General features: G+C 64.1%; 21 protein-coding genes and 1 pseudogene. 16 read left to right on the forward strand and 6 right to left on the reverse strand.

Annotated features, from left to right (window positions below; all coding sequences use genetic code 11):
• Positions 1 to 166 precede the first annotated feature (166 nt).
• The 3 genes from OXQ95_RS09895 (at position 167) to OXQ95_RS09905 (ending at position 2,844) form a co-directional block, all read left to right on the forward strand.
• A complete protein-coding gene (locus tag OXQ95_RS09895) occupies positions 167 to 1,303 on the forward strand; it encodes a DUF2493 domain-containing protein (RefSeq protein WP_267381390.1) in 1,137 nt (378 codons plus the stop codon).
• Positions 1,304 to 1,629: 326 nt separating this feature from the next.
• Positions 1,630 to 1,974 (forward strand): hypothetical protein, encoded by a 345-nt coding sequence (locus tag OXQ95_RS09900; RefSeq protein ID WP_267381391.1) that lies wholly within the window; start codon positions 1,630 to 1,632, stop codon positions 1,972 to 1,974.
• 288 nt (positions 1,975 to 2,262) lie between these two features.
• On the forward strand, positions 2,263 to 2,844 hold the full coding sequence (locus OXQ95_RS09905; RefSeq protein ID WP_267381392.1) for a hypothetical protein: 582 nt from the start codon (positions 2,263 to 2,265) through the stop codon (positions 2,842 to 2,844).
• 185 nt (positions 2,845 to 3,029) lie between these two features.
• Here the strand turns inward: OXQ95_RS09905 and OXQ95_RS09910 are convergent, their stop codons facing one another.
• The gene (locus OXQ95_RS09910) at positions 3,030 to 3,248 is read right to left on the reverse strand and encodes a hypothetical protein (RefSeq protein ID WP_267381393.1); all 219 of its coding nucleotides are present in this window, start codon (positions 3,246 to 3,248) and stop codon (positions 3,030 to 3,032) included.
• A 515-nt stretch (positions 3,249 to 3,763) separates the two neighbouring features.
• Here OXQ95_RS09910 and OXQ95_RS09915 point away from each other — a divergent pair.
• The 12 genes from OXQ95_RS09915 (at position 3,764) to OXQ95_RS09970 (ending at position 14,674) form a co-directional block, all read left to right on the forward strand.
• A complete protein-coding gene (locus tag OXQ95_RS09915; RefSeq protein ID WP_267381394.1) occupies positions 3,764 to 4,051 on the forward strand; it encodes a ribbon-helix-helix protein, CopG family in 288 nt (95 codons plus the stop codon).
• Entirely contained in the window at positions 4,038 to 6,389 is a 2,352-nt protein-coding gene (locus OXQ95_RS09920) for a type IV secretion system DNA-binding domain-containing protein (RefSeq protein ID WP_267381395.1), read from the forward strand. The genes OXQ95_RS09915 and OXQ95_RS09920 overlap by 14 nt, the downstream gene beginning before the upstream one ends.
• 3 nt (positions 6,390 to 6,392) lie before the next feature.
• Entirely contained in the window at positions 6,393 to 9,665 is a 3,273-nt protein-coding gene (mobF, locus tag OXQ95_RS09925; protein ID WP_267381396.1) for a MobF family relaxase, read from the forward strand.
• Positions 9,662 to 10,234 carry a DUF2726 domain-containing protein gene (locus OXQ95_RS09930; RefSeq protein WP_267381397.1) on the forward strand — a complete coding sequence of 191 codons (573 nt, stop codon included), beginning with the start codon at positions 9,662 to 9,664 and terminating at the stop codon, positions 10,232 to 10,234. The genes mobF and OXQ95_RS09930 overlap by 4 nt, the downstream gene beginning before the upstream one ends.
• 44 nt (positions 10,235 to 10,278) lie before the next feature.
• On the forward strand, positions 10,279 to 10,734 hold the full coding sequence (locus tag OXQ95_RS09935) for a hypothetical protein (protein WP_267381398.1): 456 nt from the start codon (positions 10,279 to 10,281) through the stop codon (positions 10,732 to 10,734).
• A gap of 49 nt (positions 10,735 to 10,783) precedes the next feature.
• Positions 10,784 to 11,035 carry a hypothetical protein gene (locus OXQ95_RS09940; RefSeq protein WP_267381399.1) on the forward strand — a complete coding sequence of 84 codons (252 nt, stop codon included), beginning with the start codon at positions 10,784 to 10,786 and terminating at the stop codon, positions 11,033 to 11,035.
• A 260-nt stretch (positions 11,036 to 11,295) separates the two neighbouring features.
• Complete coding sequence (locus OXQ95_RS09945; RefSeq protein WP_267381400.1) at positions 11,296 to 11,574, forward strand: hypothetical protein; 279 nt, start codon at positions 11,296 to 11,298, stop codon at positions 11,572 to 11,574.
• The gene (locus OXQ95_RS09950) at positions 11,561 to 12,241 is read left to right on the forward strand and encodes a hypothetical protein (RefSeq protein WP_267381401.1); all 681 of its coding nucleotides are present in this window, start codon (positions 11,561 to 11,563) and stop codon (positions 12,239 to 12,241) included. Before OXQ95_RS09945 ends, OXQ95_RS09950 begins: the two co-directional genes overlap by 14 nt.
• A 62-nt stretch (positions 12,242 to 12,303) precedes the next feature.
• Positions 12,304 to 13,122, forward strand: a complete 819-nt coding sequence (locus tag OXQ95_RS09955; protein ID WP_267381402.1) for a CsgG/HfaB family protein — start codon at positions 12,304 to 12,306, stop codon at positions 13,120 to 13,122.
• 71 nt (positions 13,123 to 13,193) lie between these two features.
• A complete protein-coding gene (locus tag OXQ95_RS09960) occupies positions 13,194 to 13,490 on the forward strand; it encodes a hypothetical protein (protein WP_267381403.1) in 297 nt (98 codons plus the stop codon).
• A 219-nt stretch (positions 13,491 to 13,709) separates the two neighbouring features.
• Entirely contained in the window at positions 13,710 to 14,399 is a 690-nt protein-coding gene (locus OXQ95_RS09965; RefSeq protein WP_267381404.1) for a ParA family protein, read from the forward strand.
• A complete protein-coding gene (locus OXQ95_RS09970) occupies positions 14,396 to 14,674 on the forward strand; it encodes a hypothetical protein (protein ID WP_267381405.1) in 279 nt (92 codons plus the stop codon). The genes OXQ95_RS09965 and OXQ95_RS09970 overlap by 4 nt, the downstream gene beginning before the upstream one ends.
• 205 nt (positions 14,675 to 14,879) lie before the next feature.
• Here OXQ95_RS09970 and OXQ95_RS09975 read toward each other — a convergent pair whose 3' ends face one another.
• A complete protein-coding gene (locus OXQ95_RS09975) occupies positions 14,880 to 15,266 on the reverse strand; it encodes a type II toxin-antitoxin system VapC family toxin (protein WP_267381406.1) in 387 nt (128 codons plus the stop codon).
• Complete coding sequence (locus OXQ95_RS09980; RefSeq protein ID WP_267381407.1) at positions 15,263 to 15,541, reverse strand: AbrB/MazE/SpoVT family DNA-binding domain-containing protein; 279 nt, start codon at positions 15,539 to 15,541, stop codon at positions 15,263 to 15,265. Before OXQ95_RS09980 ends, OXQ95_RS09975 begins: the two co-directional genes overlap by 4 nt.
• Before the next feature lie 248 nt (positions 15,542 to 15,789).
• On the opposite strand from OXQ95_RS09980, the gene OXQ95_RS09985 reads away from it, so the two are divergent.
• Entirely contained in the window at positions 15,790 to 16,404 is a 615-nt protein-coding gene (locus OXQ95_RS09985) for a recombinase family protein (protein ID WP_267381408.1), read from the forward strand.
• Positions 16,405 to 16,440: 36 nt separating this feature from the next.
• Here the strand turns inward: OXQ95_RS09985 and OXQ95_RS09990 are convergent.
• From OXQ95_RS09990 to OXQ95_RS10000, 3 genes and pseudogenes are all read right to left on the reverse strand, one after another.
• Positions 16,441 to 16,722 (reverse strand): annotated as a pseudogene (locus OXQ95_RS09990) (tyrosine-type recombinase/integrase); the annotation flags it as partial.
• 617 nt (positions 16,723 to 17,339) lie between these two features.
• On the reverse strand, positions 17,340 to 18,176 hold the full coding sequence (locus OXQ95_RS09995; RefSeq protein ID WP_267381409.1) for a TonB-dependent receptor: 837 nt from the start codon (positions 18,174 to 18,176) through the stop codon (positions 17,340 to 17,342).
• 128 nt (positions 18,177 to 18,304) lie between these two features.
• Complete coding sequence (locus tag OXQ95_RS10000) at positions 18,305 to 19,528, reverse strand: TonB-dependent receptor (protein WP_267381410.1); 1,224 nt, start codon at positions 19,526 to 19,528, stop codon at positions 18,305 to 18,307.
• Positions 19,529 to 20,073: the final 545 nt, after the last annotated feature.

Here is a 20,073-nt window from a genome sequence, read left to right on the forward strand (position 1 = left end):
AGCGCAACGCCGATGACGGGTTCGGCGCAGGCAACGCCACCGAGGGCGGCCAGCTTGTCGGCGTGGACGAGGTGCCCGCGTTCTAAGACCAACCCGTAACGGGCGGGGAGAGGGGTGGAGCCCTCCCCCGGCCCTAGCCGAAACCATCTGCCAAGGACTAGCAGCCATGACCAACGGAACGACCGGACGCCGCTTTAGCAGCTTCGAAGACATGGGCGAAGCCCTCACCCCCAACGACACCGACCGCGCCGCCGCCGCCCGCAAGGGATGGGAAACCCGCCGCGCCAACGCCGCCAGCCAGCAGCCCGCCAGCGACGACGACGCCGCGCAGCAGGACCGGGCGCAGGAGATCGCGGACCACATCGCGGAGGAAACCGCCGCCCCCGCTTTTCAGGAAGCGTTCGGCGACGTCGGCGCGCTTTCCATCGTCGAGCTTGGCGGCGAGCGCGAAGAACTCGACATGCCCGAGCCGATCGAGGCGCAGCACGATTGCGCGGCGATCATGGTAACGCTTTTCAACCTGTTCCGCGACACCCGCCTAGAGACGAGCGCGCAGGCCATCGCATGGGGCTTCGTCAATTCGTTTCACTACGAGGCGCAGAAGCTGGCGCGCGAGGAAGACACGCTTTCCCGCGACCTTGGCGAATTGGTCCGCCGCCCCGATCCGTCCGAAATCTACGCCGTAGAGGTGGAGGAATTGCAGCTTCGCACCCAAACCAAGATGGAGCAGCGCGCCGCCATCGAATGTATGCGCGATTATGCCGCTGACTGTTACCGGGCGCAGAGCGGCCACCCGTGGAGCGCGGCGCGCGGATCGAAGGTTTCGAGCGCCACCACCGCCAGCCAGATTGCCGGGCTGGACTTCCTCAAAGCCCGCGCCGAGGCGATGCGCGAGAAGCGCAACCCGACCGGCCCGCTTGTCGTCTTTTCGGGCGGGCAGGAATGGCACGACTTCCAGCAGCTTTGGGACCGGCTAGACGCCATCCACGCCCGTATCCCGCACATGACGCTTTGCACCACCGCGCAGCGGAAAGGTTGCGACGCCATCGCCGCCGCATGGGCCAGCAAGCGGGGCGTTCCGTTGGTCGCCTTCACTCCGCAAACGGGCCGCTATGGCAACCGCGCCGGGTTCGTTCGGAACGAGCAGCTTATCAAGCTGGCCCCGGTGGAAGCCATCGTTTGCCAAGGCTCCGGCCTGCAATCGAACTTGCTTGAGAAGCTGAAGGAAGCGCGGGTGCCGACCCATGCTTTCCCGTTCGCTGGACAGGCCCCCGCCACCGCCAGCGAGCAGCGCCGAGCATGACCTAACCGGGCGGCGCACCCATCGCGCCGCCCTCCCTTTTCCTTGGCAGGAAGCGACTAGGCCAGCGACGGGGCGACCCCCCGGCGCTGGCCCTTTGTCGTGCGGTCGCGCTTGGGTGGAACCATACTGGTTCCCCCCCAGCCAGGCGATCGGGCGCGCCGGCACCAGCCCCGCCCCTGCCGGGTCGGACCTGGCACCGGCGCGCCCGATCGCCTTCCCCCCTCCTGTAAGGCGCTGCCGCTCCCGTGGATTGGCGGCCGGCGCTCAACGTCGCCGAGCGGGACCGGAGCCGGGGAAGAGCCGGTCCGGCCGGGAGGAGAGAGGGGGTGAGCGGGCTGCCCCTGATCTTGTCGAAAAGCACCGCCATGACCCTCGCCGATCGCCTCGCCCTCGCCCGCTCCGACTATGCCAGATTGGCCCGGTTTGCCGATCGCCGCGAGCGCTCCCTCGACGGCCTCAACTGGGAGCTTCTCGACGACGCCTTCGCACGCGAGACCAGCATGGATGACGATCGCGTCGAAGGCGATCTCGCCGACGCTTGGCTCTACATGGATCACCTCGAAATGCGGCTCGCGTGCGAAGGCAATCGGCTCGAAGCGTCGACCTTGCGGTTCCTCCCGCCACGTCGCCGCTGGCATGCCCTCGCGGACCACCAGCTGGCGGGCACGTAACCGGGTAGGCCCGGCCAGTTCGCTCGCTACGGTCCGGCCCCTGCGGGCCTCCCCTGGCTACGCATCGGCCGGGTAGCGCCGTCGGGGGCATCGAACCCCCGCCGGCGCTGCTGCCGCCGTCCTCCCGACTATCGGCCGGGGAGGCGCGCTGCCGGGCATCGAGCCCGGCACCGCGCCGCTGCCGCCAGCCTGCGCCGAGCGATAGACTACCTTCCGGGATCGCGTCTGGCCGAACGGTCCATGGAGGAGAGAGGGAGGGAGGAATGCGGTTCAACTTGGGAGGTCGCGATGACCATCACATTCCGCATCGACGATGGGCTTGATACGCAGCTGCCAACGCCCGCCGTCATCACCACCGACAAGCTCGGGTCGCTGCGCGACCTCCTCGCCGAACAAGGCGAGCGGCTGGGGTTCTGCCTCCTCTTCCCCGAGCATGGCGAGGTGAGCGAGGCGGCCTTCGCGTTCGAGGCTCGTGTCTGCCCCTTGGCGCTGGCCATGGTCTCGCGTTCCTTCGACCACGATCCCAGCGTCATCGCCGTCCTCGACGAGGCGCAATTCCTCGGCCGCCGCGTGCGCGTCTGGCGCATGGGATGGGCCGGTGACATCCGCATCGGTCTCGCCTCCGGCCTCGACGACGTGCCCGAACTGGAGGTCGCCAACGGCAACGCTTATGCCCTCCTCGAAACGCTCGGGCTCGATCCGGAGAGCGTGGGCGAGCTGCCGGTTGCGGAGCTGCGCCAGCGCCTCTCCGACCCGCGCATCCGGCGACGGCTCGACGCCGACGCCCAGCTCGGCCGCTACGTGCCTACCCTGCTCGCCATGGTGGCGGCCAAGCCGACCATCAGCGAACTCAGTCTGGCATGGGCGTGACCAGCCTCTAGCGCCCTGCCCTGCCCCATTCGGGAGGCGTTGGCCTGACGGCCTTCGCCTCCCCTTTTTTGCTTGGGGATTCCGAGCCCGCTGCGCGTCGGTCAGCCATCGAAAAGGAATGGCCGAGCGGGGCTTCGCTCCCCGCCCGGCCATGGCGTTTCCGATGCTATCGACCCGGCTCCGGCTTACGCCGTGAGCCGCTTCTCCACCTCGTCCACGCCGAGCGTCTTCACCGCCTTCATGAGCGCTTCCAGCCGTTCCAGTGGGAGCTTCAGCAGCCCCACCTTCTCGACCTGCTCGATCGCCGCGTCCCGCACCCTCGACCCATGCGCCTTGCGACGCTCCGCGAGCCTACGTTCCTCGGCCTCGATCGCGGCCATTTCAGCGTCCAGTGACTTCGCCATTTCCTTACCTTCCGGTCAGGCTGATCGGGCTCTGAACATGGCCCTTATAGCCACGGATCGGACGCCCCGGAAGATGGCTACGGACCCCCTGACCTCACCCCTTTGGAGACGATCATGGCAAATCCTACGGCCGACCAATCTGCGCCTTGCGGATCGCTTCATTCCGTCTCACGACGGAGCGGCACCCAGCCGGATCACGCCACCCACGAAGGCGAATCCGAGGCACGGAGGCGATCAGGGCAACGACGGGGGATCGGGACTACAGTTAGCACACCCTACGCAAGCTTCGCTTGTGTTTCCCGGGCGATTACAGTGTCTTAGAGACAGGTGAGCACCGTGTTCGCCGAGAGTGAGATGCGTATTCGCAGAGAACACTGGTGTACTATCAACACCTTAGCGGTATTCGGCGCGAACACGGTCCGGTCGATATAGCCCTTGCTACCAGCGCCGTACCAGCCTAATTTCACAATGCTTTCCTCAAGCCCACCAGCCTCCCTGCATGGAGGTTGGAGCAAATGTCTTACCGTCATAGTACGGTCCGGTTGTCGCCCGAGCAGCATGCGCGCGTCGAGGCTATTGCCATACGCGAAGGTCGCACAGCAGCCGAGATCATCCGGCGCGCTGTGGACGACTTCCTCGGGCAAACTTCCCGGGGGACGGATAGCGACCTTCGCCACCATCGCATCAGCGAGTTTTCGCAGGTCGCGCTAGACACGATCATCCGCGAGCAGCATCCCGAGATGATCGAGGCGATCGTCTCCGAGACGAACCGTCGGATGGAGCGCTATCATGGCGCGCGATGACCCCAAAAAGCCCCGGAAGGACATCCGCGACGACGGCCGTCCGCTTCCGCTAAAGCACCAGTCTGCCCGCGGCGAGGTGCCCCGCAATTCGGGCAATTTCGTCCGTGGCAGCCAGCTCCTCAACACTCAGGTTCTAATGTGGCTGCAGGGCGCCAAGATGCCCGTGCTTCTCTGGCTCATTCTGTTCGGCGTTGCCTACTTCGCGATCGTCTCGCTCAGCCTCACCGAGATCCACTTCCAGCTGATCTGCATGCGAGCGCTGTCGAGCGTCTGGACGTGGGTCGGCGCGGACCCTCTCCACCACATCAACCTGAAGATGCCCGGCGGTTACACCCGCAGCACTGCAATCGGCTACGTGCCCTATGTACCAGCGGTCGCCGCTGCCTGGTCCAAAGGCATTCACGACATCCTGTCGTCGATGCTGCTGGCCACGATCCTGACCGTCCCCGTCTCGGTCTGGTATGTCGATTTCTCAGCCCGCCGCGGCAAGGCGATGGTCCAGGAGCGGCACGAGCGCGGCGCCACCCTGACGGACCGCGACACGCTATTCCGCGAAATTGCCGAACACAACAAAGCCGAGTTCGTCGCGGAGGCGAAAACGCTCTTCCCCGACAAGACCGCGGACGAGGTCCTGAATCTGCCCTTCGGGGCACGCAAGGCGGGTGGCATCCATCATCCCTACACCCTCGCCGGCATCCCCTACCCTCACCGGCTGGAGCAGTCCCACACCATGCTGATGGGCACCACCGGCGCCGGTAAGACGACCGCGCTTTCCGCCTGCCTCGCACAGATGCGCCAGCGCGAGGACAGCGCCGTCGTGTTCGACCTGACGGGTGCCTATGTCGAGGCGTTCTACGACGCCGAGCGGGACACGATCCTGAACCCGATGGATGCCCGCTGCCCGGCGTGGAGCATCTTCAACGACTGCCGGACCTACAGCGAGCTCACCTCCGCCGCGTCCGCCCTGATCCCTTCCGATGGAGGCTCGTCCGAGCCGTTCTGGGCACTCGCCGCCCGGACCCTCTTCGTCGAGATGTGCGTGAAGCTGATCGAGCGCGGCGAGATGTCCAACCAGGCGCTCGCCGACCACCTCATGACCGCCGACCTCAAGCAGGTCCATAAGTACCTCAAGGACACCATCGCCGACCCGCTGACGGCACCTGAAGCAGCCCGCATGGCGGAATCGATCCGCGCCGTCTTCAACACCAACGCGCAGGCTCTGCGCTTCCTCCCCGATACGGGCACCCGCTACTCGATCAAGGACTGGATGACGGGCGAGAAGAAGCCCGGATCGATCCTCTTCATCACCTCAACCTACACCGACCTGGAGCTCAACCGGGCACTGCTTACGCTCTGGTCCAACCTCGCCATCCACTCGCTGATGACCATGTCCCGCACGCGCGATCTGCGGACCTGGTTCATGTTCGACGAGCTCGGCGCGCTCCACCGGCTCCCGGCGATCGAGAACGGCCTTCAGACCGCCCGTAACTTCGGCGGCGCGATGGTGCTGGGGCTCCACTCGTTCGACAAGCTGATCCAGGTCTACGGCGAGGAAAATGCGCGCAACCTGTCGTCGCTCGCGCGCACGAAACTGATCCTCGCCGCCGCCAACCACGACACGGCGGAAGTCTGCTCGCAGTTCATCGGCAACCGCGAGATCCGGCAGATGGATGAGGGCTACAGCTACGGGTACAACAACACCCGCGACGCCTCGACCCTGACACCCCGGAAGCAGGTCGAGCCGCTGGTCATTGCGGACGACATCACCAACCTTCCGAAGCTCCACGGCTTCGTGAAGTTTCCGGAAGGCTTTCCGGCCGCTCCGATCCGCCTCGAATGGCAGCGCTACCCCAAGGTCGCCGAAGGATTTGTTCGCCGCCCGCCGGCCGAGCCGGACGCCGATAACCCACCTGTGCGCGGAGGTGGTGGTTCAGCGAAGAAGGGGGAGGGCGAGGATGCCGGTCGGGCGCAGGCGCTGGCGCAAAACGACATGGAGCTACAGCCAGCCGCGGATGCGAACCGACTGCTTGCAGCCAACATCCTGTCAGCGCCCAGCGAGGGTCAGTCCAAGGACGCCGAGGGCATGCCGCTCGAGGCGACGGTTCGCACCGACCCCCTGCCCCACCATCATGCGTCACTAGGCTTGTCGGCGCCGTCGCGATCGAATGACGACGAACGCGATGACCGCTCGCGGGGGATGGACAGTCAGACGGATCGACCCGGCCGTACCGTCGACCTCTCGCGCTCCGACATGGCCATGACGGCACGGTCGGAGGACCTCTCGATCCGGGAAGCGCGAGACGACTTCAGTGCGGGCGATGACGGCATGGGGATGTAGCCCATGCTGTCCGTCGCCTCCGTCCGCTCCGCCTCCGGCGCCGCTAAGTATTTCACAAAGGACGATTTCATCAGCGGGGAATATTACACCGACGAGAAGGCTGGCGACGTCAGCCTGTGGGGCGGCACCGGAGCGGCCTCAGCAGGGCTGACCGGCGCGGTCACCCAGGAGGCGCTTCGGGACGTGCTGGAGGGCAAGCTGCCTGAAGGCATGTCAGTCGACGATCGCGTCAATCGACGTGCCGGCGTCGACCTAACCTTCTCCGCGCCGAAGTCGGTTTCCGTCATGGCCTATATCGCCGGCGACAAGCGCATCCTCGGACCCGATGGCGCGCATACCGCAGCAGTCCAGAAGACCATGGCATGGGTCGAGAAGAACCTCGCCCAGGCACGCAAGACGGTCGACGGCAAGACCACCGCCGTCAACACCGGGAACCTGGTCTACGCCCTCTTTCAGCACGACACCTCGCGCGCGCTCGATCCTCAGGCGCACATCCACGCCATCATCGCCAACATGACCAAGGGGCCGGATGGCGAGTGGCAGGCGCTCCACGCCGATCGCATCTGGTCGAGCAACAGCGTCATCGGCGCGATCTACCACGCCTACCTCCGCGCCGAACTGGGAGAGCTTGGCTACCAAACCGAGCTGACCGGCAAGCACGGCACGTTCGAGATCGTCGGCGTGCCGAAGAACGTCATCGACGCCAACAGCCAGCGCCGGGAAGCGATCCTCAAGAAGGCAGAGGAGCTTGGGATCGTATCGCCAAAGGGGCGGGACGGCGTCACCGTCAACACCCGCGATCCCAAGCTGAACATCGAGGACCGCGAAGGTCTGCTCCAGCAATGGGTCGACAAGGCGGCCGCGCTCGGCTTCGACGGCAAGGAGCTGCTCGAAGCCGCCCTGCTGTCCTCCCGTCCGCGTGAGGACATGAGCGCGTTCGAGCGAGGCGCCCAGGCGATCGGTGACGCGGTTCGCACGGCGCGGGAAACCCTGTCGGGCCTCCTACGCTCGCCCGATCCCCTGGTCGACAAAGGCATCGTTCGGCTTGCGCAGTCGGTCGGCGCGGCCAACGCGCAGTTTGCCGTGGCGTCGGCAGTCCGCGTCCATGGCCAGCGAGAAGCCGCTTTCGAGATCGATCAGGTCGCAAAGACGGCGTTGGATCTCGGGCTGAAAGGCGTGACGGTCGATCACGTCACCGCCCGCATCGAGCGGCTGGTCGAGCAGGGCAAGCTGCTGCCCGGCCAAATCAGAGTCAACGGTGCCCTGGTCAACGCGATCACCACGCCCGACGCGCTGGCGACCGAGCAGCGCATCATCGCGCACATGGAAAGTGAAAAAGGCCGTGCCACGCCGATGGTGTCCGCGGCCGACGCGCCGGCGCGTCTGCAGGCGGTCTCGCCCAAGGAGCTGAACGCCGGCCAGCTCGCCGCCGCGGCGTTGATCGTGTCGAGCCCCGACCGCAGCGTTGTCGTCCAGGGCGTCGCCGGCGCCGGCAAAACCACCATGCTGCAGGCGGTTGCGCCGCTCGCGGCCGACGAGGGCAAGCGCATCCTGGGCCTCTCGCCCGCCAACAGGATGGTCAACGCGCTTCGGGAGGAGATCGGGCTCGAGGCGCAGACCGTCGCCTCCTTCATCTGGGAGAACGAGCGCCACGTCGCAAACCCGCGGACGCCGGAGGCGCAAGCCAAGCGTGCCGAGCTCAGCAACACCACGATCGTCGTCGACGAGGCGTCGATGGTGTCGAACGACGACATGATGAAGGTGCTGACGATCGCGGCCGCGCTCGGCGCCGAGAAGACCGCCTGGATCGGCGACAAGCAGCAGCTGCTTCCGGTGGACTGGGGCAAGGGCCTCGCGATGGTGCAGGCCGCCGGCGCCACCACCGTCCGCATGGACCAGAACATCCGCCAGCGGACCGACCAGCTCCGAACCGTCGCCGCGCTCGCGAACCTCGGCCAAGCGGCGCAAGCGCTGCGGGTGCTGGGCGACGACGTGGTCGAGCACGAGAACCCCGTGCAAGAAGCCGCCGAACGCTGGCTGGCGCTGCCGGCCGACGAACGGTCCTCAACCGCCATTTTCGCTTCTGGCCGAACCACCCGAGCCGAGATCAACAGTCTCGTGCAGGATGGTCTGTCGGCCGAAGGCGTCCTGACCGGCGATGCGCTAACGGTCACCGTGCATGAGGGGACGCATATCACGCGCGAGGCGATGCGCTATGCCGCGACCTACGCGACGGCGATAACCGAGGCGGCGCGGGACGGCGGTGACGGCAAGCTGTGGCTGCGGGTCACCGGCCAGGTCCAGGAAGTCGGACTCAAGCGCGGGCTCTACAAGGTCAGCGGCGTCCTCAAAAACGGCAAGGTCGAGCTGCAGGGACCCAGCGGCCGTGTCCGCTTCGATCCGCGTCGCATCGATCCACTGGCCAAGCGCGATCGGCTGGAACTCAGCACCACCAAGGATATCGAGATCAGTGCCGGCGACACCATCCGCTGGACCGAGAACGACAAGGCTCGCGGGATTTATAACTCTGCACGGGCGACCGTCACCGGGATCGAGGACGGCGCCGTGTCGGTCCGGCTCGCGTCGGGCGACACGCTGACCCTCGGCGCGTCCGACCCGATGCTCGCCCGCCTGGACCTCGCCTACGCCCTCAACATGCACCAGGCGCAGGGCGTCACCGCCGATCGCGCGATCGAGGTGCTGCTCAGCTACGAGCGCAACCTGTCGAACCAGCGCCTCTTCAACGTCGGCGTCACGCGCGTGCGCGACAGCATCCAGGTCATCACCGACAACATCAAGAAGCTGTCCTCGCAGCTGGAGCGCAACGCCGGCGACAAGACCTCGTCGCTCGAAAGCCTCGGGAAGCTCGACATCGACAGCCCGGCCTCGCGCACCGGCGCGGCCGACGACGCGCTCTCGGCCGCGGTCGCCATGGCCGAGCATGCCGAGAGCGAGCGGATCATCCTGCCCGACCTCGATCTGGCGGACGAGCTACCGCCGATGGGACCGTCAGAGATCGACTGGTCGAGCCACGACATGCACGTCGACCTCGACGGCGATCGCGACAGCAAGCGCTGGGACGAATGGCGCGACGATCCTCAGGAAATCGCGGCTCGTGCGCGAGGTGACGATCTGACGATCCCAGCACGGGATCGGGGCGATGATCTGACGATCGCGCCGATCAGCAGGCAGAACCTCGGCATCCGGACACCTGTGCCTGGGCAGGACCGGCAGACGCCGGGTCTTCCCGAAAAGAACCTGAGCCTGGACCTATGAACAGCCCTACGCCTCAGCTGGTCCTCTCCGGACGCCACGACACCTGGCTCGGGTGGATCATCGCGCACCTTGCCGCCCATCCCTATGCGACAATCGTAGCCGTGTTCGTCCTGTCGGCGATGCTCAAAGGCGCCGGCTTCTCGTTGGGCGCCCCCCGCCCGGTCGCCAAGCGCTTCCTGACCAAACGGGAGCAGGCCATGCTGGTCACGCTGGAGCGTGTCCTGCCGCATTGCCGGATCCACGCTCAGGTGGCGATGGGCGCGCTGCTCGCCGCACCGGACAGCCCGTTCCGGCGCCGACGCCTCTCGGATCGCAACGCCTTCTCGCAGAAGATCGTCGACTTCGTCGCCCAGGACCGGGCGAGCGGTGCCATCCTCGCCCTGATCGAGGTGGATGACTGGAGCCACGTCCTGTCGCGCGACATGGCCCGCGACGCCATGACCGGCCGGGCCGGTTACCGTACCGTCCGGATTCCGTCGCATGCGCGTCCCACGTTCGCGGATGTCCGAGCGGCAGTGGCCGTGCTGCTCCCCTCCCCTGCTCAGGTCGACTGGAGCGCGGCGCGATGATGTTCCGCAGGCCCCCGCCCCCTCCTCCTGCATATCCGGCGCCGATGTCGGAAGCCGAGATTCTGCTCGAACACGCCAACGTCGTGCGAAAGCTCGCGTCCGACATGGCCAGCCAACACCTCACGCTCATGCTGGTGGGCGACGGCTCGCCCATGAACAACCTCGTGCGCGACACCGTCGGCGCCAACCGGCGCTCGATGGAGGAAGCCGCAGACCACCTCCAGCGGCTCGCCCGCGAGTCCAGACTTCGACCGCCCCGGCTCACATTGTGGCAATTCGTCCTCCGCCTGGGGCTCAGCTTCGCGGTCGGGATCACGATCGCGCCGTTCACGCTCATGGCCCTGTTCTGGGCCATCGATCAGATCGCGCCGCCACGCCTGAGCCCGACGCCGTTCGTTGAGCGCGACCGCTCGAAGACGCCCGAGCCGTCCGGTGCGGCTCAACCAAACAGAGCACCAGCCACCGACAACAGGGGAGACAAACGCCATGGGCTTGGCTGATCGTGATTACATGAAGGGACCGTCCAGGCGGACCGCGAAGGTTCGCAGGATGGACGGTTCGACCGTTGACGGCCTCCGCTGGGATGGACGCCGCAACGAGTTCGTCACCTCGCACAGGCCGGTGACGAACCAGCGGATCCTGCGGCGGGCCGCCTGGGCAGCGCTCGCGCTAGGTGTCTTCACCTTCATTTGGGCGATCGCGTGCGCGATCGTCGGGGCGGAATGGGCCGGCAAGGGGCCGGTGTTTGTGCCCCCCGCATCATCATCGGTCGATGCAGGACCTCGCCATGTCTCCCGGTAGCAACCTGCGCCCTGATCGTGGTCTCGTCCGCGATGTTGCCGTTAGCCTGCTACTGGTCGGTCTAGGGTTCGCCGGCGGCGCCACCCGTCCTGACGAGAAGCCGTCAGCGGCCGAGCTGCACTGGATGGAGCAGGCAGAGCGACGCCTTGCGGCCGTCGACGCGATGACGGCGAGTTCAGAGAAGGCTTCCGAAAGGGCCGACGCCGGACGGCCGGCGTTCAGGCCGTCCGTTTCGCCGCTGGCTCCATCAGGACCGTCCCATGCTTCCCGGTGATGATCTGGAGCAGCCGAGCTTGAGCGAGTTCGCCGACAAGCTGCGCAGCCGGGCGGGCGAGCTCATGCGGACCCACCCGGCCGCTGCCACGCACCTGGTCCTCGCAGCAGCGTCGATCGCGCCGACCTGTCCTCACGAGCAGCTGGTGGCAGAGCACTATGCCGACTTGACCGCGCCGCTGACCCAGCAGCTCGCCAGCCTTCACCGACGACGCACAGCGCCGGAGAAGCGACCGTCAAGGAGGCGTCGCGATGGGGCTCGATGATCGCGACTACATGCGGGAGCGTTACCGCCAACGGCAAAACGCGAGCTTCGACCAGACTCGCTGGAATGACCTGAAGGGTCGAGCCGAGCGCGATGCCACATGGTTCGAGCCGAAGGACCGTGGTTTCGATTTTCAGAAGCAGCGCTGGCGACCGACGCCGATCCTTAGGCCCCATCCAGCACAGAAATGGATCTTCCTTCTTTCGGCAGTAAGTTTCCTGTTTCCCGCCTACCGCGAGTTCAAGCGGGCCGGGTGGCTTCCGGACTGGCAGGCAACTGTCCCCTTCCCGTCGTCGGGGAGCGTGACCGTCAACCGAGAGATCGACCCACGCAGCGCGACCTCCAGGCTACGGATCGCCACAGCTGCGGCCAACGCCGTAGTGCAGCTTTACGACCCTACGACCGGCGTCCACGTCATCTCGGTCTACGTGGGCAAAGATGATGATGTGCAGATACCAGTGCCGCCTGGAACCTACCGCGTCCAAGTCGTGGAAGGGGACAAGTGGCATGGCAAAGTGAAATACTTCGGCTCAAGCACAACCACAGACACTGTCGTTGCGACGATGACGTTCGAGCGTCACGTCGGAAACGGCATCGACCTGCATCGGCGACCTAACGGCAATTTGCCGACCCGCCCGAACCTGTTCAACCCAGCCCCACTTCGCTGACAAGGGAGTCGCTCGAATGCGGCACATCGCCCCTGCTACTGGCCGGCATCGTTCTGGCCACCGTGACACCGCCCGCCACGGCGCAACGCCTGGGAAAGGGCGGTGTCGGCGTCGACGAGACCACCGAGGTGCCACGATGCGACAAGCCGATCGGCACGCTTGCCCTCGTGGAGGAGCAGAGTGCAGCGACGCCCAGCGATGAGCTCCCACCGGGCATGCGCGCGCTTGTCCGGCTTGCCGAGGCACAGAATGGCGGCGGATCGGAGCGTATCGATCCCCTGCCCCTGCTGAAGCTCCTCGAAGCCCAATCCGGCTGCTTCCAGGCCCTCGACCGCGGCCGTGGGTTCGATGCGCTTCAGCGGGAACGGGAGCTCGCCGCTGGCGGCTCGGTCGCCGGTGCGTCCAACCAGGCGACATTACGAGGAGCGGACTACCTCCTGACAGCCAAGGTGATCTACTCGGACGGCAACGCCGGCGGTCGCGGGTTCGGAGCCGGTAGCCTCCTGCCGGGCGCCTTCGGGCTCAAGCAGAAGACGCTCGAGAGCCAGACCATGCTGACGCTGGTGGAGGTTCGCACAGGCATCCAGCAGGCGATCGCGACCGGATCCGCGCGGAAGAAGGATCTCGCGTTCGTCGGCGGTGGCGCGCTGACCAGCGCCGGTATCGGCGCGCTCGGCGGCGCTTATACGAGCACCGACATGGGCAAAATCACCTCGCTCGCCCTCCTGGACGCCTTCCGCAAGCTCACAGCCGATGTGAAGGGCCGCATGGAACATCCCGTCCCCATGAATGAGGGCGCCCCGCCCGTGCCACCGCGACTGGGTGTCGCGCCTGCGACTGCTCCTGCTGCCTCTGCGAGCACGTCGGTCCCGCATCGCTAGGAAGAGAGGAGGAAGGTTCGAGGGTGTGCCTGCGTGTTTCAGGCCCCCTCCCCCCTCCCGGAGCCAAGCCCATGAACCTCCAATCGGATTTGTTCGGCGAGCCAATCGCGGCAATCGTGCCGCCGGCCGATAACCCTGCCCCGGACAGCGCAGCGCTGCGGACGCTCGCCATGCCCTGCGGGTTCATGAACAACAAAAACAAGCCTTGCCGCAGGCCCGGTAGCAGAGCCGTCATGCTCGACGGGTCGCCGTTGGTGTGCCGTAACGTCTCAATGGTACATTGCGAACCGGACTGCTTCCGCACGGATGCCATCCCCGCTAACCCCTATGACGAAAACGACATTCAGTGGGAACGGCCCGAGGTGTAGCCGATGCTATCACGAGCTAGCGAGCGCTATCATATGATCCCACACGCTAACGTAGCGTAGCATAGCGTACGCTACGACGGCATAGGATAGCCTACGGTATGGAAGCGTAGGCTAGCCTATGATGTGGTACGGTATTGTATGATACGCTATCCTACGGCACAGTAGGACGTGATAGCGGCTCCTAGCCGCTGCTAGCTGATGCTATACGGGGGAAGACGCGTGGCTGTCGTAACATTCGCGAACTCGAAGGGAGGGTCCGGCAAGACCACGTCGGCGCTGATCCTGGCATGTGAGCTGGCGGAGCACGCGAGCGTCTGCTTGATCGACGCCGATCCAAGGCGGCCGCTGACGACATGGGCCACTCTTCCCGGAAAGCCGGACCGCCTGACTGTCGTCACGAACGCTTCCGAGAAGACGATCCTCGACGAGATCGATGCCGCAAGTGCGACCAACCAGTTCGTGATCGTGGACCTTGAAGGCACTGCATCACGCCTCACAAGCTACGCGATCAGCCAGTCCGACCTCGTGGTTATCCCAATGAAAGAGCAGCAGCAGGACGCCTTGGCCGCTGTTGACGTCATTCAGGAATTGAAGCGTGACATGAAGGCAGTCCGCAGAACGATCCCGTTTGCCGTGCTCTTCACGCAAACCCGGGTCGTCGCCAAGTCGAGAACCGCGAGGTTCGTGTCGAACCAGTTTCGTCTGAATGACGCGACGCCCGTGTTCGCGACCGAGATCCACGATCGGGATGCGTATTCCGCGCTGTTCTCGGTAGGGGGCGGACCCCGCAGCTTGCAAAGTCGCGACGTCAACAACCTCGAAGCCGCGATTAAGAACGCAGCAGAGTTTGCAGCCGAGGTGGTGACGCTCCTGCGATCCCATGGTGCTAATCAGAAGAGGGTAGCATGACCGAGTCCGCACGCCGAGCCATCGACTTTGGAAGCCTCGACGACTTCGCACCCACTAGGCCCCCGGAACGGACTGAGGTCGCGAGCGAGGAACAGCGCCGCGTCGTCGACCGAGTGTCCAGCTTCCCGAGCCGAGAGGCGGACGGGGAGGGACAGCTCAACATTCGCGCGTCGGCCGACGTTCTGGCTCGTTTCAAGGAAGCGGCGAAGAAGGACCGCTACACCTACGGCGCGTTCCTCGAGATAATTCTGAATAGCTACGAGGGTCGAGGCTAGCGGCGATCGGCCACTTCCGTACTAGCGATAAGTCTCTTTCCCACTACCACGGCTAAGTGAGCAGGGTAGGGGTATCGGCTTTCCTGAAACAGTGGACGCGTCTGCCGAGCTGACGCAGAGCTAAAATTGGTGGACGTTCACCTGAAATAATGGACGCTGCCGACTTCATTACGCTCAGCTTGGTCGCACCTGTGCCTGGCTCCGACTACCGAATGTGCTCAACCTTCAAGTCCTTGACCCGAACCTTCTTCCACTCGCTATCGGCGGTGAGGGCAGGGACGCCGAGTTGCATGGCCAGTGCCAAGCAGGACCGATCACCGAGCCCGCGACCGTACTGGCGCGTCTGGACGTGCAGACCCGCAGCGGCATAAGCCGTACCGACGTCGTGCGCGCGGACGTCTAGGCGAAGTTCGTCCAGCAATTCGCGAGTGGTGGCCTCGTCAAGCCCGCTGAGCAGCAGCTCCTTGATAACCTCCTGGAGGTTGACCGCCGAAATGGCAGCACGCCCGACATGGGGCGCGACCTTGTCGGCACCGGGTTCGTCCCGAACCAGCGCCAGCACCGCGGATGCGTCGAGGACGACCGAAGTCATTGTGCGTCCCGATCCCCGTCATCGGATGCGGCCTCACCAAGGTCGGCGGCAGCTTCGGCCTTTCGGTCACTCAGGAAGTCCTTGGTCGTGCGCGCCTGCTTGGCATGTTCGCGGTAGAGCGCCTGCGCACGTGACACACCGTGCCCGATCGGAGACAGACGCACCTGGTCGTCCTCGATCGTCAGGATGACCTTGGCATCTCCATGCAGGCCCATCGCCTTCCGCACCGAGGCAGGAAGGATCATGCGGCCGTTACCGGCCACCCTGATGTCCATGGTTTGAGTTGCCATTGTTAAACGTCCTACACTTCCGGCCATTGCCGCCAAGTGCCATCGTCAGCAGCATGACACAAGCGAGCGCGTGACAGTCGTGGAGGAATGGTATGGGTCGAGCGCCCACCTGGGTATACCGTGGTTGCACACGGACGCTGGAACACCGCCGGCGTTCGATCAGGGTAGTTCGCAGCCATATTGGACAGGTGCCGCGCGCGGTCTAGAAGCTGATCGAACAGAATGAGGCTTCCATGTCGCTTTTCGGCTATGCGCGCGTGTCTACTACCGATCAGGACCTCGCCATCCAGGTTTCGGCGCTGAAAGCGGCAGGGTGTCAGACCATTCGCTCGGAGAAGAAGTCGGGCACCGAGCGGACCCAGCGCACCGAACTGCAGATTTTGCTCGATTTCTTGCGCGAAGGCGACACACTGGTCGTCACGCGCATCGACCGGCTCGCACGCTCGATGAAGGACCTCCAGGACATTGTTCATGAGCTGAAGGGCAGGGGGGTCCTGCTGAAAGCGACCGAGCAGCCGATCGACACAGGCACCGCGGCCGGCAAGGCGTTCCTTGATATGCTCGGCGTGTTTGCCGAGTTCGAGACGAACCTACGTAAGGAGCGGCAGGCCGAGGGGATTGTCGCGGCAAAGGCGAGGGGGGTCTACAAAGGCGGCAAGGCTCGCATCAACCCAGACACGGTACGTCGAATGCTGGAAGATGGCGTAAAGCCGGCGCACGTGGCGCGGCAGCTCGGCATCTCGCGCGGCACAGTTTACCGGCATATGCCACTTGCCGCTCCCGGCAGGGCGGATCCGATTGCTGCGAATACGACCGCCGATAGCGCAATCACGTTGGACGACCCGTAAGTGATGACGTGGACGGCTCTCCAACCCTCCCGCAGGCATGGCGTAGCGGTCCTTGCGGCCCTTGCCCTCCTCGATGCGGATCAGCAAGCGCTTGCTGTCGATATCGTCGGTCTTGAGGTGTGCGACCTCCGACACGCGCAGGCCGGCGCCGTATGCCACGCCGAGCGCCGCCCGGTACTTGATGCCTGGGGCCGCCTCAAGCAGCCGTCCAACCTCCTCGACGCTCAGCACGGCAGGCAGCTTTCTGGGACGAGGCGCCAGGACGAGCTTGCGGGACAGGTCCGGTCGCTCGAGCGTCACCCCGAACAGGCATCGCAGTGGCTTCGTGCGGTGGGCCGTAATCGGGATCGATACTGACCCCAGTGTTCCATCAAGCGGCCTCCTCCAGCGTTTCCTCCCCGTCCAACCCGAGAGCATCGTCCGCGATGCCTTCCTGCGGCACTTCGCTGCCGACCACCGCTTTGCCCGTTAAAATCTGACCGGAGGAGGCGCAAAGTATCCACCGAAAAGTGACCCATGTCGCAACCTCGCCCTGGCGAGCGGGGGGCCCCACGCGGGGCGATCAGCGACGCTCGCCTACCTTTTCAAGTTGATGGACGAACGTCATCGCACGGCGGGTACAGGTTCCCAAGCAGATGACCGCCGTTGGTTCGAGCTGTGACTAACCCATCGATGGCGGCGTCAGGATGCGACTTGATTAATCGCACTGGTCCGGCAACCGAGCATTCGTTGAGATAGGGCGAGGGCCGGGCCGCTGCGTATATTTGTACTCCTTCGCGAGCTTACGCACCGGTTTCACGGCCAGCGGGCGCAAGGGCTATCGGTGATGGCCGGGCCGCTGCTGAAAATCAGAATGATACGTTCACGAGAGGCGGCGGGAGCGCTCAGCTCCCCCCGTTTTCTACGGTATAAAAACGCTGCGGACAAGGCTGCCATCAAAGGTGCACCTGTGCCCGGACGCCAAACGTCCTTGGAGGGCCCAAGACCGCAGCGGTAAAGGACGAGTGCGCCGAGTATTGCTTGATCGCAACATCGGCCACATTCTCGACGAACACGCCCACGGTCAACCGTCTACCTGGTACGTTGTACGTCAGCGAAGCGTTACCAGTGATGTACGCCGGCTGGAGATCACTGGGGACAAGCTGAATAGCCGTAAAGGATGAGGATTGGTAATGCGCGCCACCTTCCACATCTACACTGCCGCCGTTTCCGATCAGGAAATTATGAGACACTGTCGGGCCGACCACCCATTCGGGCGCGTTGGTAGGTCGCCTTCCTTCGCAGTTGAGGATAAAGCCAGTGGCAACCTGGGTGCCCGAGCACAGGCTGCCAGCAGTTGGCGGAGCCGCCTGCGTAATCTTGAATTCCTGGAAGCGAGCGTCGAGATACTGAACGTCGACGCCTAGCTGTGTTGCCTGGTCGACCTGGAATTTCAGACTTAGCTCGACGCCGCGCTCCCGCGTTTTGCCCGCGTTCACCGTTGCAAAGACGTAATCTCCGCGGCTGTCCCGCGTGAGGTAGGCGATCTGTTGCTTCTGGAACGACCAGTCGAAAAGTTCTATATTCAGCTGAACCTTATTTTCGAACAGCCGATTCTTCGATCCGAGCGTATAGGCGATGACGTCCTCCGGTCCGTAGGACGGATTGTCCGACGTGAAGAAGAAGCCCCCGGAGCGGAAGCTTGTCGCGACGGTTCCGTACAGCATCGAGGCCGGAGTCAGATCAAATTGAGCCCCCGCTCGCCAAGTGACCTTGTCGACTTTAAGTGTCACCGTTCAGCCGTATGTATGTCGGGCTGGTCGCAAACGGATCGTGCGATGTTCCATCAATCGACTTGCTTTCGCTGGTATAGCGCGCTCCGCCGATCAACCGCAATCTGTTCGAAAGCTTCAGTGTAAGGTCAGCAAAGGCCGCTTTCGAGTCGGTGATCGAATTGGAGACTTCCAAGTCGCCCGAATTGCTGCGGAAGTCGATTAACGTGGCAAGCCTTCGCCTGATCGCGTAAGTAGAAGCCGCCGACGATCCAGCGTAGTGCTCCGCGGTCATTCGAGGCGAAGCGTACCTCGACCGACTCTTGATTATCGGTTTCGTTATCATTTTCGCCGCCGCCATAGGCCGATTTGAATGAAACGTCCGCGTGCCGGTAAGCGGGCAAGACCGTCAGGGTACCCAAATCGGATTTCCAATTGACCTCGAGTTTTGTGCCCTCGTAACGGTTGTTCTGCGTCAGGCTGCCTGCCGGGATCGGCGCAAGCCCTAATGACGTATAGACAGGTATTGCGCGCGGGTCGGTGAGACCAACGCGCTGATCCGCTTCGTAACCGTGGTCAACGAGCACGAAGCCCGCACCTTTCCCGCCCTGGTGTACAATGTCGCCACTAAGCAAAGCGGTCACTGGGCCGCCGCCGTCGTATGCGAGTTGAACCCGGCCGGCTTGAGTATCGTCGTCGCTCAAGCCGTCCGAAGTATACCCTTTGTGGTTGGAACTGTGGAAGGAGAGTCGAGCCGCTAACGCCGAGTTAAGCGGCACGTCGGCTGCTGCATGCGTGATCACCGCGCCGTAGTTTCCGACGCTCAAAACTCCGTCGAATCGGAAAGTATGTCCCGGTCGCTGCGGAATAAGGTTTATCGCACCACCCGTGGCATTGCGGCCATAGAGAGTACCCTGCGGGCCCTCAAGCACCTCCACCCTGGTCAAATCGAAGAACTGGCCGTTGATGTTGTACTGGCGCGCCATCGGCACGCCGTCCAGCGACACCACGACTGCGCTATCATTGAATGAGTTGGTGGAGAAGGATCCGCCACCGCGAAGAAAGAACACTGGGTACGCACCAGCTGACTGACCGATCTGAGCCGAGGGCACGAGCTGCGTCAACTGCGTCGGATCGACGATGTTACGCTTCATTAACGCTTCGCCAGATACTGTATCTATCGCTATCGGCACCTTTTGGGTGTTCTCCGCCCGGCGCTGGGCAGTTACCACGATGTCCTGCAAGCCACCTTTAGAAGAATCGGCCGTCGATTCGGCTTGTCCCGACTGCGATGTAACCTGCGCATACAGCGGCGCAGCGGCAACGATCGATGCGACGCCAGCAGACGTCAGCAAGCCTCGATAGACTCTCATATCCCCCCCCATTTTCCTTGTTTAGTTTCTATTGTTTTCTGGAGCGTCGACGAAACACCAATAAGTTGTAGTCCTGCAGTGTTGGTGAACCGCAAACGAATACCGTGTTACTCAACGCGAGGAATAGGATCGCAGCACTAAGATAAGGCCCGTGAGTTTCGTCGGAGTAGAAGCCGGACGCTCTTGGCAACCAATTCCCAACGAACGCCGCGGATTGATGCTTTCTCGGCAGAGGCTACTTAATCGCGGCGTAGATCAGTTATCAAAGACTTAAGTCGATATCGACCTTGTCGTTAGGCCTTAATCAGCACCGCGCCGGCGCCAGCGCATCGCGCAGGTCCGTCGTATCGACGACTCGAATATTAGCGTCTGATAGAATTGTCAACAACGCTCCTGTCAGGGCGGGTAGCTGCGGTTTTGCTCGCATTGCGAGTCGTCGGGATCTTGCGTCGTTGCTCAGGTATCTCGCTTGGTACGCACACATTTCGCCTCTCGGGCGCTGCTAATAGCGAAAACTCCCCGCGCGCACGATCTTCCGTCTTGTT

Origin of the sequence: Sphingomonas sp. GC_Shp_6, assembly GCF_026540835.1 — a bacterium.
GTDB lineage: Bacteria > Pseudomonadota > Alphaproteobacteria > Sphingomonadales > Sphingomonadaceae > Sphingomonas.